Source organism: Nonomuraea sp. NPDC005730 (assembly GCF_040630865.1).
GTDB lineage: Bacteria > Actinomycetota > Actinomycetes > Streptosporangiales > Streptosporangiaceae > Nonomuraea.
Window position 1 is genome coordinate 156,555 of sequence record NZ_JBEXYK010000012.1, and the last position, 15,930, is coordinate 172,484.

The window sequence follows — 15,930 nt, forward strand, 5'->3', positions numbered from 1 at the left end:
TTCGAAGCCTTCTACAACGAACACCGACCGCATCGGGCTCTGTGCCAGGCAGCTCCGCTCTCACCGCTTCCCGACCCCGACGCCGCGCCGGCCCAGATCATGGCGATCGGCTTGGGCGCATCCTGAAGGAGTATCGGCATGCGGCTTACCTGGCCGGATGATTGATCGGCACCCGCACGGTCAGGTGTCCGGCCAGGGGGGTTCGCGGGCGGACGGAAGTCGGTGATGATCAGCCGGAGCCGAGCCCGGCATCCCGGGCCCGGGCAACCGCCGCCGAACGGCCGGAGACGTGCAGCTTGGCGAAGATGTTGGACACGTGGTTGCGCACGGTCTTCTCGCTCAGCACGAGCCGCCTCGCGATCGCCTGGTTGTTCAGACCGACCGCGACCAGGTCGAGGATCTCCATCTCGCGGTCGGTCAGCTCGGGCAGCGGGCGCGGGCGTGCCGCGGTCGTGGCGAGCACCGACAGCAGGCGTTCGCCCGTAGAGGCGCCGAACACCACCTGCCCGGCCGCGACGGCCCGCACCGAGCGTACGATGTCCTCGCCGGTCGACTCCTTCAGCAGGTAGCCGCGGGCCCCGGCGCGGATCGCGGCGAGCACGCTCTCGTCGTCGGTGAGCATCGTCAGCGCCAGCACGACCGTCTCCGGCCGGTCGGCGAGGATGCGGGCGGTCGCCTCCACGCCGCTGATGCCCGGCAGGTGCAGGTCCATGAGCACCACCTCCGGCGCGACCCGTCCGGCGAGGTCGACGGCGGCCTCGCCGGTGCTCGCGACGCCCACGACGTCGATCTCCGGCGCGTCGCCGAGGAGCGCGACCAGGCCCTCGGCGAACACCGGGTGGTCCTCCACCACCATGACCTTGATCATCAGGCCGCCAGCGGGAGTCTGACGAGCAGGAGCGTGCCCGGTCCCGAGCCGGTGACCAGCTCGAACGTGCCGTTCAGCTCCTCGGACCTGCGCCGCATCGAGGCCAGGCCGAACCCGCGCCGGACGGGCGCGCCGACGCCCACGCCGTCGTCCTGCACGCGCAGCTCCAGGGTGTCGGTGGCGCGCAGCGTGAGCGTGCAGCGGGAGGCCATGGCATGCCGTACGGCGTTCGTCAGCGCCTCGGCGGCGATCCGGTAAGCGGCGAGCTCGACCGGCGGCGGCAGCACGGGCAGGTCGGGCGGCACCTCCACGTCGACCGCGAGGTCGCCGGCGAAGCCCCTGCCGAGCTCGGCCAGCGCGCCGGCCAGGCCCAGGTCGTCCAGGGGCGGCGGCCGCAGGTCGTTGACGATCGTGCGGACGTCCTCGACGGTGGCGCGGATGCGCCTGGACAGCTCGTCCATCACCCCCTTGGCCTTGGCGGGGTCGGTGTCCACGAGGCGGCGGGCGCGGTCGGTCTGAAGAGCGAGCGCGGCCAGGTTGGGGCCGAGGCCGTCGTGAAGCTCGTACAGCAGGCGGTCGCGTTCCTCCTGGCGGGCGGCGAGCATACGGCCGTGCGAGCGCTCCAGGTCGGCGCCGAGGCGGTGGGCGTGCACGGTCACCGCGACGTGCGGGGCGAGCTCGCCCACCAGCTTGTGGTCCTTCGGGCGCAGCCGTTCGCCGAGCAGCAGCGCGCCGACCGGCTCGCCCCGGTGCAGCAGCGGCACGGTCTCGGCGACCTCGCCCGGACGGCCCCAGGAGGCGACGACCGCGCCGGACTCCTCGACCGCGACGTAGTGGACGCGCAACACCCTGCCGACCTCCGCGGCCATCTGGTCGAGCAACTCGCCCGGCACGCCGGCGCCGGACAGGCGGGTGCCGAGCATGCGCAGCGCGCGGGCCGGGTTGTCGCGGTCGCCGTACACCAGGCGGTTGGCGGCGGCGAGGACCCGGGCGTACAGGGGATGCACGACGAACGCCACGAGCACCGCCGACACGCCCGCGCCGACGATGCCACCGAGGGTGAACGCGACCAGCGCGTACATGATCAGCAGCCCGACGCTGAGCGCGCCGAAGGCGAGCGCTCGCGACAGCAGGAGGTCCAGGTCCCACAGGCGGTGGGCGACGATCGCGACCGAGACCGCCACCGGCAGTGGCACCGCCGCCAGCACGAGCGCGCCCGCTCCCCAAGACGCGACGAGCGCCACCCCGGCCAGCGCGACCGTGATCAGCGCGGCGGCCACCACCCACTGGAGCCGCCTGCGCACCTCCTCGCCCGACGACCGGTAACGGACGGCGAGCGAGGCCACCGCGGCGGCCACGGCCCCCGCCGTGCACGCGACGACCGGCCCGTCCAGCACGTCGGGCAGGCCGCGCAGACCGGCCAGCACGCCCGCGTACCCGTCGGGGAACAGGCCGGGCACGTTCTCGTACGGCACCGGCCGCAGCATCCAGTCGAGCGTGTTGGCCCCGATCGCGACGAGCGCCGCCACCAGCGCGGGCCGCCAGCGGCGCGAGGGCAGCCGCCCGTCCGGGAAGATCAGCAGGAAGACCGTCGGCACGACGAGGTAAGCCGGCATCCACAACCAGTTGGACGCCCACATCGCCCAGTCGTCACCCGGCAGCCGCCCGCCCCCGACGCCGCCCTCGGCGCCCTGGTTGATGCCGAGCAGCCCGTACGTGCCGAGCGCCAGCCCCACCGCCTGGGCCGACCCGGTGAACACCATCACCCAGCCCACCCGGCCCGCCGGCCCGCCCGGCCGCTGCGACACCACGAAGAGCCCGGGCACGCCGAACGACAGCGCCGCCACACCGCGGAAGGCGTCGAACCGCTCGACGATCCCCGTGACGCCGAGCGCCCGCAGCCGCGGCTCGACCGCCAGCGAGCCGACCACGAGGGCGACGAGCACCCCGCCGACCAGCGCAGCACGCCGTACCGATCTGTCCTTCATGGAGTGAATCGTGCCACCCGGTTGTCCCGCCGTCACGGGACGAGAAGTCCCCTCCGGGTCGGGACATGAGGCTCATGACGCCCGGCGGCCGCCCCGCACATCCTTGAGGCCGTTCCCCACGACCTCAGGAGAAGAACATGTCCGTCTCCACCACGACCACCACCGACCGGCCGCTGAAGGTCTCGCTGCTCGCCGGGGTCGGGCTGCTGCTCGCCCTGGACCTGGCCGGCGCGGTCATCTCGCTGTCGGCCGGCCTGAACGCCACGTTCCTGGACGCGCTCGGCTCCCAGGCGCGCCTGTCGGCGCCGATCCCGATGATGGTCGCGCAGGTCATCCTGGTCGCGGGGGCAACCAGCCGCCGCCGGGCGCTTGCCGCGCCCGCCGCCGGGCTGCTGGTCGTGGCGGGGGTGCTGGCGTTCATGTCCGGCTTCTACGACGGAGGCTACGCGGCCGACCTCACCGGCGGGCAGCGGATCTTCCAGATCGTCCTGGTGTGCGCGCATCTGGGGGTGGGCGTGCTGGCCGCGATCCGGCTGGTCGGGCTGCTGCGCCGCCGTAAGCCACTTTCGTGAGCAGGAGAACGTCGATCGCCGGAGCCGGCGGCGCGAGGTAGGCCATCAGCCTGGCGTGCGCAGCGCCACGACGGCGGCTGCCATGGCGGTTCGCAGCATTCTGCCGCTGAGCTTGGGACGCCGGACTGCTGCGCATCTCCAGGGCCGCCTACCGGTTGCGACACCGAGAGCTCCAATGGCTGACGCGCCCAGACCAGACACATCCATGAGGTCCCCCAAATGGAGGCCGGCCACTCCCGGTCAGCGGCAACCGCGTCCGGGTCGCCAGGATCCTCAAGAGCACGCTGACCTGAGACATGCCTGGCCGACGACCTCACCCCAGGCCGGGAGCGCGGGTTGACCAGTTCCTGGACGACCTCCTCAGGCTCCCGCGTCCCTGCAAGAGGCGGGTAGGGGAGCTCGTGGCGGGCCAGAACCTCCCGCCTGAAGACCTCTTCCGGCTCCGGACACCACACCCGCGAGGCCATCGGCCGGCCGGCCACCACCGTCTGACTCCGACCAGGCGTCGGGGTGCATGAGGCGTCACCATGCGAGAGACATGGACCAGCCAGGCCGCCGCCCCGTGACGCGGGCGGCCCGGCGTGACGCCACGAGCCCAGCAGTGGAGGATGCCGTCCGGCTGTCCTGGCAGTTCGCCCGGTTCGCCGAGCACGTCCTGGCTTGCGCACAGGTGAAGCGGTCCGCTCGACGGTGAGAGGCGCACAGCCTGGGGCCGTCGACAAACGGTGACATTCGGCGGACGACGCGCTCATATTTGGCGCCAATGCTAGTTCGTCATGGACGAACCACGCACCATCCCTCCCCGGCCTGACAGGCTGTACGCCGCGGCCACGCTGGTGCTCGCCGTGCTGCTGCCGCCGCCAGCCTTCGTTCGCCATCCAGGCCGCGCCCGCGAACTGGCCTGCCGCTGGGCGTTGCGGATGCGATTCCCCGCCGAGAACCTCGCCGGGCTCACCGACGGCGCGATGGCCGCGTTCACCGCGGCACGCACCGAGGCGCTGTGGCGTCACGGCCGGCTCATCGGCGTCACCTTTGGATACCGCGCCCCCGGCGTGCACCACCTCTTCGAGAAGGGGTAGCGATCCATGTCCGGTTCTCTGGGGCGGCGGCTGCGCGCGGCGCGCGAGATGGCGTTCGTGGGGCGGGAGGAGGAGCTCGCGGTTTTCACCACGGCGCTGTTCAGCGGCGCCCGCAGCGTCCTGTACGTGCACGGTCCGGGCGGCATCGGGAAGTCGGCCCTGCTGCGGCGCTTCGCCGACGAGGCCGAGACGGCGGGGCGGCCCGTGTCCATGCTGGACGAGCGCCTGATGGACCCGGCGGCCTGCCCGGATGACGCGGTGCTGCTGTTCGACGGTTTCGACCGCGTGCAGATCCTGGAGGGGTGGCTGCGCGAACGGTTCCTGCCGCGGGTGCCCGCGGGGGCGCTGGCGGTGATCGCGGGACGGAACCCGCCGGATGTGCGCTGGCAGGCGGACCCGGCATGGGCGGGGTCGCTGGAGGTGCTGCCGCTGCGCGATCTGCGGGCCGCGGACGCGCACACCCTGCTGGACGCCGCCGGCGTGCCGGCCGAGGTGCACGAGCCGCTGCTCGCCTTCGCCGGCGGTCACCCGCTGGCGCTGCTCCTGGGGGCGGCCGTGGCGGCGAAGGACGGCGGGCGATGGAGGCCTGATCAGGACTTGGTGGCCGAGTTGCTGGATCAGCTGGTGGGCGAGCTGCCCTCGGCCGCGCACCGGCGTGCCCTGGAGATCTGCGCGCACGCGTACACGACGACGGAGGACCTACTGCGGGCGGCCTTCCCCGAGGACTCGGGGACGCTGTTCCGCTGGCTGCGGCGGTTGCCGTTCGTCGAATCGAGCGGTCTCGGGCTGTTCCCGCACGGCGTGGTCCGGCGGCTGCTGGAGGCGGACCTGCGCTGGCGGGACCCCGAGGCGTACACGGTGATGCACGAGCGCATGCATGCGCGCGTGGCGGACAGGGTGCGTACGGCGAGCGATGCGGACGTGCCCGGCGCGGTGGCGGCACTGCTCCATCTCCACCACGGGCCGCCTACCGGCGACGGCGAGTTCCAGGAAGAGGCCTTGCCGCAGTCGGAGGCCGGCATCCTGGTACAGGAGGCGGCATTCTGGGTGGAGCGTCAGCCGGAAGCGTTCCGCCTCTATCGAAGCGCCGAGACGGGCGCGCCGGTGGCTCTCTCCGCGTGGCTGCGGTTGACGGAGCTCGATGAGGAGGAGCTGGCAGCCGATCCCGTCGTGGCCGCGGCGTGGGCGCACGCGCGCGCCACCACCCCGCTGCGCGCCGGTGAGCACCTGGCGGTCAGCAGGCAGTGGGTGCTTCCGCCGTACCGCGGTAACTCGCTGTTGCTGGAACTGATCCAGTGGCGAGCGCTCGGCAACTGCCTGCGGGCCGAACGGCTGGCCTGGTCGTACATCGAAGCACGGACGGAGCGGTATCACGGGATGCGTGACATCTCCGGCGGCCTGTTCGTTCATGACTGGCGGGCGGTGCCCGCGCAGGCGTGGCTGGAGCAGATGGTCAAGAGGCCCGCGAGCGGCCCTGGCGCCGCGGCGGCGAGACTGGCGGTGCTGTCCAGGGAGGAGTTCGCCGACGCGGTCCGCGGAGCGTTGCGCAGGTTGCCGCGGCCGGACGAGCTGGCCACCTCCCCCCTGACGCGCACCAGGCTGGTCGCCGATGAGCGGAATCCCGCCACGGCACTGGGTGACCTGCTGCGCCAGGCGATCGGCGACCTGAGCGAGGACCCGCGCTCGGTCAAGTTCCACCGGGCGCTGTCCGTCACGTTCCTCTGCGGTACGCCCACGCAGGAGCTGGCCGCGGAACGGCTCGGCATCCCCTTCACCACCTACCGCCGCCACCTGGCGGCCGGCATCGAACGGGTCTGCGCCGACCTGTGGCACCGCGAGCTGTACGGAACCAGCCGTACGTGAATCACTCGGCGAGGGCGAAACCGACCGCCGCCTCGGCGTGCAGCCGGGCGCTCGGCAGCACAGGGATCGGGCCGTGCTTCTCACTGATCAGCAGCTCGATCTCCGTGCAGCCGAGGACGACGCCCTCCGCGCCGTCGTCCGCGAGGTCCTGGATGATCCGCGCGTAGGCGTCCCTGGACGCTTTCCTGATCACCCCGCGCACCAGCTCGTCGAAGATCACGTCGTGGACCAGCTTCCGCTGTTCGCGACGCGGGACGACCACCTCGACGCCGTGGGCGGCCAGCCGATCCAGGTAGAAGGGCTCCTCCATGGTGAACCTGGTGCCGAGCAGGCCGACCTTGCGCATGCCCCTGGCGCGGATCTCGGCGCCCACGGTGTCGGCGATGTGCAGCACCGGCACGCCCACGGCCCGCTCCACGTCGTCGCTCACCCGGCTGAAGGTGTTGCTGCAGACGAGCAGGACGTCGGCGCCGGAATCCTCCAGCCGCCTGCCCGCACCGGTCAGCAACGTGCTCACCTCGTCCCAGCGGTCGGCGAAGATGAGGTCCTCGACCGTCGTGTAGTCGACCGACCAGATGAGGCTGTTGGCGGAATGGCTGCCGCCGAGGTGCTCGCGGGTACGCTGGTTGATGATCTGGTAGTAGATCACCGTCGATTCCCAGCTCAACCCGCCGATAAGACCGATGGTGCGCATGGAACTCCGTTTCGCCGGCTCGTCGCCGGAAGGCTTGACAGGGTGGCTGGTCATTCGGCAGAACAGAAGCTGTTCAGGCGTCGGCCAGCGCGCGGGCGCAGGCGCCGAGCCCGATCTCGCTTGAGGCCTTGACGAACACCACGTCGCCCGGTTCGAGCAGCGAGCCGGCCAGCTCGGTGGCGCCGGACACGTCCTCGACCGTGTGGACGGCCACGCCCCGGTTCGCGGACTCCGCCGCCCACGCCATCGCGAGCGGATCCCCCTCCCCTACCGCGATCAGCACGTCGAAGCGAAGGTCGGCGACGAGCCGGCCGATCTCGGCGTGCCGGGCGCGCGAGGTGTCCGCCTGCTGCCCCATCGCGCCGAGCACGGCGACGGTACGGCGGGCGCCCGCCACCACCCGCACCGCCCGCAGCCCGGCCTTCATGGACTCGGGGCTGGCGTTGTAGGCGTCGTTGACGATGGTGATGCCGTCACGTCGTTCGACGATCTCCAACCGGCCCGCGGAGCGCCGCCGGGCGGCGTTCAGTCCCTCGGCGATCTCGGCGGCGCCCAGTCCGAGCGCGGTGGCCACGGCGGCGGCGCCCAGGGCGTTGCCCACCTGATGCTCGCCTATGAGGTCGAGCGTGACCGGGGCGCTGCCCTCCGGCGTCACCAGCTCGAACGCGGGCCGCGCGCGGTCGTCCATCCGCACGCCTTCCGCCCGCACCTGTGCCCCCGCCGCCGCGCCGTACAGCAGGACCTTGGCCCTGGTACGCCCGGCCATGCCGACGACGTACGGGTCGTCGGCGTTGAGCAGCGCGAACCCGTCCGCCGGAAGCGCCTCGACCAGCTCGCCCTTGGCCTCGGCTATGTCGGCCGGCCCGGACCCCATGCGCTCCACGTGCGCGCTGCCGACATTGAGCACCAGCCCAAGCTGCGGTGGCGCGATTCCGGTCAGGTACGTCAGGTCGCCCTTCCTGCTCGCCCCCATCTCCAGCACCAGGTACCGGGTGGCGGCATCGGCGCGCAGCACGGTGAGCGGCAGGCCGAGCTCGTTGTTGAACGACCTGTCCGTGGCGACCGTCTCGGCGTGCCGTTCGAGCACCTGCGCCAGCAGGTCCTTGGTGGTGGTCTTGCCCACGGAGCCGGTCAGGCCGATCACGGTCGGGCTGATGCGTCCGAGCAGGCGCTTGGCCAGCACGCCGAGCGCGAGCTGTACGTCGTCGACCACGAGGGCGGGCACGCCGACGGGCCGCGAGGCCAGCACGGCGACGGCGCCGCCCGCGACGGCACGGCTCGCGTAGTCGTGGCCGTCGACGCGGGCGCCGACCGTCGCGGCGAACAGGCCGCCGGGCACCACCTCGCGCGAATCGACTGCCGCGGGCGCCGTCACCAGCGCTCGCGGATCGCGCACGTCGTGCAGGCTCGCGCCGACGACCTGCGCGATCCTCTCCAGCGTCGTGGCGATCACTTGCCGCTCCTGACGGTCACTTGCCTGCTTCTGGCGATCACTTGCCGCTCCGGGCGAACGCGAGGTCGATGAGGCGGCGCAGCAGATCCGGGTACGGGACACCGCTCTCGGCCCAGGCCCTGGCGTAGACGGAACGGGCCGTGAAGCCGGGCATGGTGTTGATCTCCAGGACGTACAGGCGTCCCGACTCCTCCTCGTAGAGGAAGTCGACCCTGGCCAGGCCGTAACCGCCGATCGTCCGGAAGGCGCGCAGCGACGTCTCGCGAACGTCCTCGGCCACGCGTTCAGGCAGGACGGCGGGGATCGTGGCGATCTCGGCATTGCTGAGGTACTTGGCCTCGTAGTCGAGCCAGTCGCCTGGCACGAGGAGCTCGCCGGGCAGCGACGCCTCCGGGAAGTCATGACCGCCGAGCACGCTGCAGATGAGCTCGCGCGCGGCTACCTCCTGCTCGACGATGACCAACCGGTCGTGGGTCAGCGCCAGCTCCACACCCGCGCGCAGCTCCTCCATCGTGGTGACACGCGAGATGCCGATGGAGGAGCCCAGACCGGACGGTTTCACGTACATCGGCCAGTCGAGCGACTTCACCAGTCCCCAGGAGTCGATGGTGGCGCGCCATTCGTGCTCGGTGAACCACACACCCGGGGTGACAGGAATGCCCTCCGCCAGGAACGCGCGCCGCATCGCGACCTTGTCCATCGCCACGGCGGAGGCCAGGACGCCGCAACCCACGTACGGGATGCCCAGCGTCTCCAGGTGCCCCTGGACGACGCCGTCCTCGCCGAACGGTCCGTGCAGCACCGGGAAGACCACGTCCACCTGATCGGGTCGCAGCTCCACCGGCCACCTGCCCTGGCGGTCGATGATGACGGGCACGGGCTCGTACAGCTCCTTCGGCAGGGCGTCGAGCACGGCGTGTGCCGACAGCAGCGACACCTCGTGCTCGGCGGACGGCCCGCCGGCCAGCACCGCCACGCGTACGCGTTCTGTCACTATCGATCAGCCTTTCTCGGTGGGACGGTCGCAGGACCTGCCCGCCGAGTGTCGGCATTTCACCTGACCAGTTCCCAGGCCATTCACTGTCCAATTTCCGGCTGTAGGCGCATGAGTGGGCCGAAGATGTCCACGCCCATCTCCCAGGCTTGGCGCTGGGCGAGCAGCCGCCCTGCCACCTGCGGGTGCGCCTGGCTCCACGCCTGTGCCGCCGCGCTGTCGGCGAAGAAGCTGATGTGGCCGCAGCGCACCTCCGCGGCGGCGCTCTCACAGCAGGCCTGTTCCTGGTGCTGGCCGTGGAAGACCACGGCGGAGGCCGGCTCCCACCTCACCTGGTCGCCGCGGGCGGGAACGGTGACGGTGACCGGGCGGCCGGTACTTGGCTCTGCGGCGTGCACGGTCACGTCCCGGCCTCCCGTCCCTGTCGAGCATCGCGGCCATACCCAGTGCGTCGATGGCGCATATCGCGTGGACCTCGGGGCCGCCGCTGATCCGCACCCGATGCGGGGTCGGCACCGAGGAGAACGGGTAGGCGGCGACGATCGCGCCGTCCAGTCGCTGGTGCCGTACGGTGTCTGGGCGCGGACCCGGACGGTGTAGGCCGACCCGTTGGTCAGCCCGGACACGACGAGGGCGTGGTCGGTGCTGCCGGCGCTCTTGAGCACCTGATCGTCGCCGGTGAGTACGTCAATGTCGTAGTGCACGGTTCCGCTGCTGCCCCCGTCGGCGGGCTCGTCCCAGGTGACGAGGGCGCCTGAGTCACCCGCGCGGACGCGGATGCTCCGGGGAACGGCCGGCGGCCCGGGCGGCACGTAGGAGATCACCAGTTGGGGGGGCGACGAACGTCGCCGGGACGCTGTCGTCGGCCCCCAGCAGCGCCAGGCCGTGGTTGGCCGTCCACACCGCCGAACCGGGGAGCACCTCGGAAGAGCGGCTGAAGCTCTTGGCCAGCCTGACAGCCACTCCTCCGGCACACCCCAACAGCCGGCCACTGAAGCACGCGCCGGGAGCCGACGATGCGGTGTTGCCGTGCGGGCTTGACCCTGCCCCTGGGGCAGGGTCCGACGATGGTCGGCATGAGCAACAACGCACTGAACACAGTCGCAGCCCGGATCCGCGAGCAGATCGCCGCCCACTGCGAGGCCGACGGCATCCCGGGGTTCGTGGCCGGCGTCCATCACGCCGGCGAGCAGATCGTCGTCGCCCACGGCACCGCGAACCTCGCCACCGGCGCGCCGATGCTCGAAGACACCGGGTTCCTCTTCGGCTCCGTCACGAAGGTCCTGACGACCACGCTGGTCCTCCAGCAGGTCGAGCGGGGAGTCCTGGACCTCGACGCGCAGGTGGTGACGTACCTGCCCGAACTGGCCCTGAGCGGGCCGGGCGCGGCGGACAAGATCCTGGTCCGGCACCTGATCTCGCACACCAACGGCATCGACGCCGACCTGTACTTCCCCGACGCCAAGGGCCGCGACGCCCTGAAGATCTACGTCGAGGGCCTGGCCACCAGGTGCGGCACCCTGTTCGAGCCCGGCGAGCAGCTCAGTTACTCCAACGGCGGCATGATCGTCGCGGGCCGCCTGCTGGAGGCGGTGACCGGCCTGTCGTTCCCCGAGCTGCTCGAACGCGACATCTACGCGCCCGTCGGCATGAAGGACTCCAGCACCTCGGCCGAGCAGGCCATCCTGCGCAGCACCGCCGTCGGCCACTTCCTGGACCCAGGCACCATGACGGCCGCGCCCACGGGCATGTTCACCCTGCCCGACACCTGGGGCCCGGCCGGCGGCACGCCCATCGGCACCGTCACCGACCTGCTCGCGTTCGGACGCACCCACCTGGCGGGCGGCGTGTCCCCCTCCGGGAGCCGCGTCCTGTCGGCCGAATCGACCGCGCTGATGCAGCGCGTCTGGCACGACCTGGACACCCCGAACGTCCCGCCCATGGGCCTGGGCTGGGTGCGCTACCCGTTCGGCGACACGACCGTCCTGGCCATGTCGGGCGCCTCCCCCGGTGGCGTGTCCATCCTGTGCGTCGTGCCCGACCACGACCTGATCTTCACCGCCTTCGGCAACTCCCCCGGCGCGATCATGGTGCAGGACCGGCTGCTGCAGTGGCTCCTGCGCGAGCATCTCGGCGTCCGGATCCCCGCCCTGATCACCGAGAAGGAGCAGGACGTCGACCTCACCCCCTACGTCGGCACCTACCGCTCCGACCAGCTCCGGATCGACGTCAGCATCGTCGAGGGCCAGCTTGAGGAGCGGGTGACCTACGAACCGGCGGACGCCGCGCAGGAACGCGTCTTCTCCGGGTTCACCGGCGGCGCGACCTCCGGCCCGCCGCAGCGCTACGTGCCGGTCCGGGACGGTCTGTTCGCGCCCGCCGGATACCCGCCGGAGACGTTCGACGGCTACCTGCGCCTGCTGCTCGTCTCCTACCATGACGTCCGCGACGGCCAAGCGCGCTTCCGCAACGGCGGCGGCCGCCTGACCCGGCGCGCCTGACCCATCAGCCGAGTGGAAGAATGTCCAGAATGATCACGATCGGCCGGCTCGCGGACTACGCCGGAGTGACCGTCAAGGCCGTCCGCCACTATCACCAGCGCGGCCTGATCGCCGAGCCCGACCGTGACTCCTCCGGCTATCGGCGCTACACCGCGCAGGACGCCGTCGACCTCATCAAGATCAGGACCCTGGCCGGTGCGGGCGTGCCGCTGGCCCGCGTCAAGGACCTCCTCGACGCCGATCCGGGCACCCTCGCCTCGGCCATCGCCGAGATCGACCACGACCTCCAGGAACGCATCGCACAGCTGCGGCGGACCCGCGACCAACTCGCCCAGCTGCGCGACGGCGACCAGCTCTACGTCTCCCCGCAGGTCGCCGGCTATCTCGACGACCTGCGCGAACTCGGCGTCAGCGAGCGCCACATCCGCCTGGAACGTGACGGCTGGATCCTCCTGCAGACCACCTCACCCGAGCACGCCGCCGTGTGGATCAGCGAGAAACGCGAACTCATGAACGACCCCGAGTTCCGCGCTCTCTGCCTCGAACACGACGCCGCCTACGACTGGTCACCGGACGATCCCCGCCTGCCGGCCCTGGCCGACCGCACCCGGACGTGGTTCGCCGGCCACCCCAGCCGGTCCGAATCCCTCGCCCTCGACGACCCCACCGCCGCCCGGCTGGCCGCGCAGTCCCTGCCGGGGGTCTCCTCCCCCGCCTGGAACCGCCTCGCGCACCTCATGGAAGACGGTTGACGCAGCTTCCCGGGCGTGACACAAGGGGCGGGCGCACGACCGTCAGGAGCTGCCTCGATCCTGCGCCCGCCCAGTCTGGGTGCCGAGGCAGGTTCCGACCGGGGCGTTCGGGGATGGGGCTGGCGCTCGGCGCCGCGATGTCGACGGCAGGCGCGTTCCGCGGATCGTTTGGGTCGTGTGACGACCTCTTACCAGCGCCCAGGGCCAGTTGTCGCCCGGCTTCGACCTCGATCTGGCGATGGCGATCCTGTCCGGCCCGCTGTACTTCCGGCTGCTGATCACCCAGGAGCCACTGACCCACGAGTACGTCGACCGCGTCCTCGACGCGCTCTTCACCGGGCTGACGCCCCGCCCGTGAAGCAGGAGACGAGATGTTGACCTCAAGTGGGCTTGGGGTTGCAGGCTGGTGGCCATGAGACAAGAGACAGCGGTAGTGCTCGGGCCCGGTGGGCTGCTGGGGACGGCCTGGCTGGCCGGGCTGGCCGCCGGGTTGCGACGCGAGGGGTTCGACCTCGCGAAGGCCGATCTGATCATCGGCACGTCGGCGGGAGCGATCGTCGGTGCGGCGCTGGCCACGGGACAGGACCTGGCGCGGCTCGCGGTACTGCCCGAGGCGGACGGCGAGCCCGCGGTCAGGACAGATCACGAACGGCTCAACGAGGTGTTCGCCATCCTCGGTGACTCCACACTGGAGCCGGCTGCGGCCCTGCGCCGGGTCGGCCGTCTCGCGCTGGACGCCGAGACCGGGCCCGAGGAGGCGCACCTGGCGCGGATGGAGTTCCTGATCGGGGCACCCGAGTGGCCCGAGGGCAGATTGCTGATCCCCGCGGTGGACGCCGGCACCGGCGAGCCGCTGGTGTGGGAGCGGTCCAGCGGCGTGTCCCTGCTGGCGGCGGTCGCTTCGAGCTCCGCCTTTCCTGCCGGCGCCCCGCCGATAACCGTCGGCGGTCGGCGCTACATGGACGGCGCGCTCCGATCGGGCATCAACGCCGACCTCGCCGAAGGCGTACAGACGATGATCGTGATCGAGCCGCTGGCCCATCTGTTCCCGGCGGACCTGCCGCAGCACGCACCGGCGGTACGGCTCGCGCCGGACCCGGCCGCGCAGAAGGCCCTCGGCGATCTCAACGACCGTGCCGCCTGGTCGCCGGTCTACGACGAAGGGGTACGGCAGGCGGCCGAAGCCGCCCAGCTCATCGCGACTGTCTGGGGGCCGTGACGGTGACTGGATCCCCGGCCGGTGAACCGGTACCGCCCCACATCAGAGGAACTGCCGTGATCCGATCGGCGAGGAACGCCGAAGGGGCCTCACCCGGGCGACGGTCACGATGTACAGGAGCAGGCCGGTGCTGGTGAAGGCGAACCCGGCCCAGACGGTGGACAGGGTGCCCCAGCCGGCATTGAGGGTGACGGCGCCGCCGATCGCGCCCAGCGAGTTGGCCAGGTTGAGCGCGGCCAGGTTGAGCGCGCCCATCAGGGTCGGGGTGTCCGGTGCGAAGCCGGTCAGCCGCACCTGGATGGTGGGGATCGCGAACATCATGGTCGCGCCGACGCCGAACAGGCAGGGCAGCAGGACGAACAGCTTGCCGCCGGCCACGCCGATCAGCGCCAGCAGTACCAGGACAGCGCCGTAGCCTCAGATCAGGCCGCGGTTCTCGTACCGGTCGGCGACGCGTCCGCCGAGGTGGTTGCCGGCCGCCATGCCGAGGCCGAAGACGGCGAGCGCGACCGGGATGAGCGAGGCGTCCTGCCGCGCCGAGTCGGGCGAACAGGCCGATGGCGACCACCACCCAGTACATGGTGCGCCAGCCGGCGTTCTGACCGACGAAGGTGCCGAGCGGCGACCCGACGACGGTGGCGATGGTCAGGCCGCCCATGACGGTGGCGGACGCCTTGCCGCCCTTGCCCGGGCCGTACACCTACGCCGCGACGACGCTCCGGCGCCGAAGAACGCGCCCTGCACGCTACCGGCGACGAACCGGAAGACGACGAGCAGCACGATGTCCGGCGCCAGCGCGGACAACCCGTTGCCGATCAGGAACAGGGCGACCAGGCCGAGCAGCAGCGTGCGCCGGTTGACCCAGGCGGCGAGCAGGGTGATGGCCGGCGAGCCGACCACCACCCCCCATGGCATAGGCGATGATCGCGTGGGTCGCGACCGGGATCGACACCTTCAGATCGGATGCGAAGAGCTGGATGATGCCGTTGCTGCCGAACTCGCCGGCGCCGAAGGTCCCGTCCTCGCGGGAATCGGTGGGAATCGGTGGGAATCGCCCACGCACACCATCCACGACGAAGCCACCGACGCCGACCTGTGGCCGCAGCCCCCACCTGCCCGCACTGGGCGCAGCGTGCGTCGCCGAGACGTGGCGCGTCGGCGAGCCCGGCCAGCGGATCCGCGCAAAGCTCAGACGCCGGCGACTCCCTGCCTGCTTGCCTACACGAGATTCGGGGCGGTTCACACGGAATGGACCTGCCTCTACTGTGGACGAGGTGGGCGAGGATTGGAACGACGCGTTTGGTTGGTTGGTGCTCCTCGGGGTTGTGCTGCTGGTTGCCATGCTGGTGTCCGGTGACTCCGAAGCCAAGCCGGTCGACCCCGAAGCCAACCCAGCCGTGCAGCGACGACGGTGGGAAGCGCGGGTCCAGGCGGCACGCCGCCTCCTGGAGGTCCGCCTCACCAACGCCGCAGACGGGGAGAAGCACTACCAGGAGGCCGAGAGGCGCCTTGCCACTCCTGGCTCGCAGGTCCTCGCGGACATGGAGATCGAAAAGGCCTGCATCTACGGGCACTGGCGGGCGCTGCTGCACTTGGCGGTGATCCGCGCCATGGAGATCAAGCCCCAAGAGGCGATCTGGGCGTTCGACAAGGCCGTCCTGATGGTGAACCCTGCGGGCATCGAGCCCGATGACTTCCGGCCCAAGATGGTCGGGATGGCCCTGGTCTGGCTGGAGGTCCGCTCGGGGCTGGCCAAGGTATGGGAGGAGTCCGTAGGCCGGAAGCATCCTGGCCTGTCCGGCTCGCATCTGCGCGCCAAAACCGTCGAAGCGATCATCGAGACGATCCCGCCCTTGAAGCCATGACCCCCTCCCAGAGCTGCCACAAGCCGCGCGGGGCCGAGGAAGGAGGAGGTCATGATGCCACCGAACTCCAGCTGTTCCAGCT

Annotated in this window: 17 protein-coding genes and 3 pseudogenes; 8 read left to right on the forward strand and 12 right to left on the reverse strand. The window is 71.4% G+C overall.

Annotation, left to right across the window (positions count from 1 at the left end):
• Positions 1–229: 229 nt before the first annotated feature.
• Positions 230–868: a response regulator transcription factor gene (locus ABZ444_RS17905; RefSeq protein WP_357997524.1), complete on the reverse strand. Its 639-nt coding sequence runs from the start codon at positions 866–868 to the stop codon at positions 230–232.
• The gene (locus tag ABZ444_RS17910) at positions 868–2,856 is read right to left on the reverse strand and encodes a sensor histidine kinase (protein ID WP_357997527.1); all 1,989 of its coding nucleotides are present in this window, start codon (positions 2,854–2,856) and stop codon (positions 868–870) included. Before ABZ444_RS17910 ends, ABZ444_RS17905 begins: the two co-directional genes overlap by 1 nt.
• Before the next feature lie 137 nt (positions 2,857–2,993).
• Here ABZ444_RS17910 and ABZ444_RS17915 point away from each other — a divergent pair, with 137 nt between their 5' ends.
• The 3 genes from ABZ444_RS17915 (at position 2,994) to ABZ444_RS17925 (ending at position 6,370) form a co-directional block, all read left to right on the forward strand.
• On the forward strand, positions 2,994–3,428 hold the full coding sequence (locus tag ABZ444_RS17915) for a hypothetical protein (RefSeq protein ID WP_357997530.1): 435 nt from the start codon (positions 2,994–2,996) through the stop codon (positions 3,426–3,428).
• Positions 3,429–4,204: 776 nt separating this feature from the next.
• Positions 4,205–4,507 carry a hypothetical protein gene (locus tag ABZ444_RS17920; protein ID WP_357997533.1) on the forward strand — a complete coding sequence of 101 codons (303 nt, stop codon included), beginning with the start codon at positions 4,205–4,207 and terminating at the stop codon, positions 4,505–4,507.
• Between the two features lie 6 nt (positions 4,508–4,513).
• Entirely contained in the window at positions 4,514–6,370 is a 1,857-nt protein-coding gene (locus ABZ444_RS17925; protein ID WP_357997536.1) for an ATP-binding protein, read from the forward strand.
• A 1-nt stretch (position 6,371) separates the two neighbouring features.
• Here the strand turns inward: ABZ444_RS17925 and ABZ444_RS17930 are convergent, their stop codons facing one another.
• The 7 genes and pseudogenes from ABZ444_RS17930 to ABZ444_RS17960 form a co-directional block, all read right to left on the reverse strand.
• Positions 6,372–7,064, reverse strand: coding sequence for an aspartate/glutamate racemase family protein (locus tag ABZ444_RS17930; protein ID WP_357997539.1), 693 nt, complete (start codon positions 7,062–7,064; stop codon positions 6,372–6,374).
• A 73-nt stretch (positions 7,065–7,137) separates the two neighbouring features.
• Complete coding sequence (gene murF, locus ABZ444_RS17935) at positions 7,138–8,517, reverse strand: UDP-N-acetylmuramoyl-tripeptide--D-alanyl-D-alanine ligase (protein ID WP_357997542.1); 1,380 nt, start codon at positions 8,515–8,517, stop codon at positions 7,138–7,140.
• A 37-nt stretch (positions 8,518–8,554) separates the two neighbouring features.
• Positions 8,555–9,511 carry a D-alanine--D-alanine ligase family protein gene (locus ABZ444_RS17940; protein WP_357997545.1) on the reverse strand — a complete coding sequence of 319 codons (957 nt, stop codon included), beginning with the start codon at positions 9,509–9,511 and terminating at the stop codon, positions 8,555–8,557.
• Positions 9,512–9,594: 83 nt separating this feature from the next.
• Entirely contained in the window at positions 9,595–9,915 is a 321-nt protein-coding gene (gene merB, locus ABZ444_RS17945) for an organomercurial lyase (protein ID WP_357997628.1), read from the reverse strand.
• Between the two features lie 25 nt (positions 9,916–9,940).
• Positions 9,941–10,027 (reverse strand): annotated as a pseudogene (merB, locus tag ABZ444_RS17950) (organomercurial lyase); the annotation flags it as partial.
• A 95-nt stretch (positions 10,028–10,122) separates the two neighbouring features.
• Positions 10,123–10,335, reverse strand: a pseudogene (locus ABZ444_RS17955) (hypothetical protein); the annotation flags it as partial.
• Positions 10,271–10,474: a hypothetical protein gene (locus tag ABZ444_RS17960; RefSeq protein ID WP_357997631.1), complete on the reverse strand. Its 204-nt coding sequence runs from the start codon at positions 10,472–10,474 to the stop codon at positions 10,271–10,273. The gene ABZ444_RS17960 and the pseudogene ABZ444_RS17955, both read right to left, overlap by 65 nt.
• A 113-nt stretch (positions 10,475–10,587) precedes the next feature.
• Here ABZ444_RS17960 and ABZ444_RS17965 point away from each other — a divergent pair, with 113 nt between their 5' ends.
• The 4 genes from ABZ444_RS17965 to ABZ444_RS17980 all read left to right on the forward strand — a co-directional run bounded on the left by ABZ444_RS17965 (position 10,588) and on the right by ABZ444_RS17980 (position 13,983).
• The gene (locus ABZ444_RS17965) at positions 10,588–12,012 is read left to right on the forward strand and encodes a serine hydrolase domain-containing protein (protein ID WP_357997548.1); all 1,425 of its coding nucleotides are present in this window, start codon (positions 10,588–10,590) and stop codon (positions 12,010–12,012) included.
• 29 nt (positions 12,013–12,041) lie between these two features.
• Positions 12,042–12,764 carry a MerR family transcriptional regulator gene (locus ABZ444_RS17970; protein ID WP_357997551.1) on the forward strand — a complete coding sequence of 241 codons (723 nt, stop codon included), beginning with the start codon at positions 12,042–12,044 and terminating at the stop codon, positions 12,762–12,764.
• Between the two features lie 208 nt (positions 12,765–12,972).
• Positions 12,973–13,122: a TetR-like C-terminal domain-containing protein gene (locus tag ABZ444_RS17975; protein WP_357997554.1), complete on the forward strand. Its 150-nt coding sequence runs from the start codon at positions 12,973–12,975 to the stop codon at positions 13,120–13,122.
• Positions 13,123–13,176: 54 nt separating this feature from the next.
• A complete protein-coding gene (locus ABZ444_RS17980) occupies positions 13,177–13,983 on the forward strand; it encodes a patatin-like phospholipase family protein (RefSeq protein WP_357997557.1) in 807 nt (268 codons plus the stop codon).
• Between the two features lie 42 nt (positions 13,984–14,025).
• Here ABZ444_RS17980 and ABZ444_RS17985 read toward each other — a convergent pair whose 3' ends face one another.
• From ABZ444_RS17985 to ABZ444_RS17995, 3 genes and pseudogenes are all read right to left on the reverse strand, one after another.
• Positions 14,026–14,361 carry a hypothetical protein gene (locus ABZ444_RS17985; protein WP_357997634.1) on the reverse strand — a complete coding sequence of 112 codons (336 nt, stop codon included), beginning with the start codon at positions 14,359–14,361 and terminating at the stop codon, positions 14,026–14,028.
• A gap of 139 nt (positions 14,362–14,500) precedes the next feature.
• Positions 14,501–14,641: pseudogene (locus ABZ444_RS17990) on the reverse strand (hypothetical protein); the annotation flags it as partial.
• The gene (locus ABZ444_RS17995; RefSeq protein WP_357997561.1) at positions 14,629–14,898 is read right to left on the reverse strand and encodes a hypothetical protein; all 270 of its coding nucleotides are present in this window, start codon (positions 14,896–14,898) and stop codon (positions 14,629–14,631) included. The gene ABZ444_RS17995 and the pseudogene ABZ444_RS17990, both read right to left, overlap by 13 nt.
• 350 nt (positions 14,899–15,248) lie before the next feature.
• Here ABZ444_RS17995 and ABZ444_RS18000 point away from each other — a divergent pair, with 350 nt between their 5' ends.
• Positions 15,249–15,848, forward strand: coding sequence for a hypothetical protein (locus tag ABZ444_RS18000; RefSeq protein WP_357997564.1), 600 nt, complete (start codon positions 15,249–15,251; stop codon positions 15,846–15,848).
• Positions 15,849–15,930: the final 82 nt, after the last annotated feature.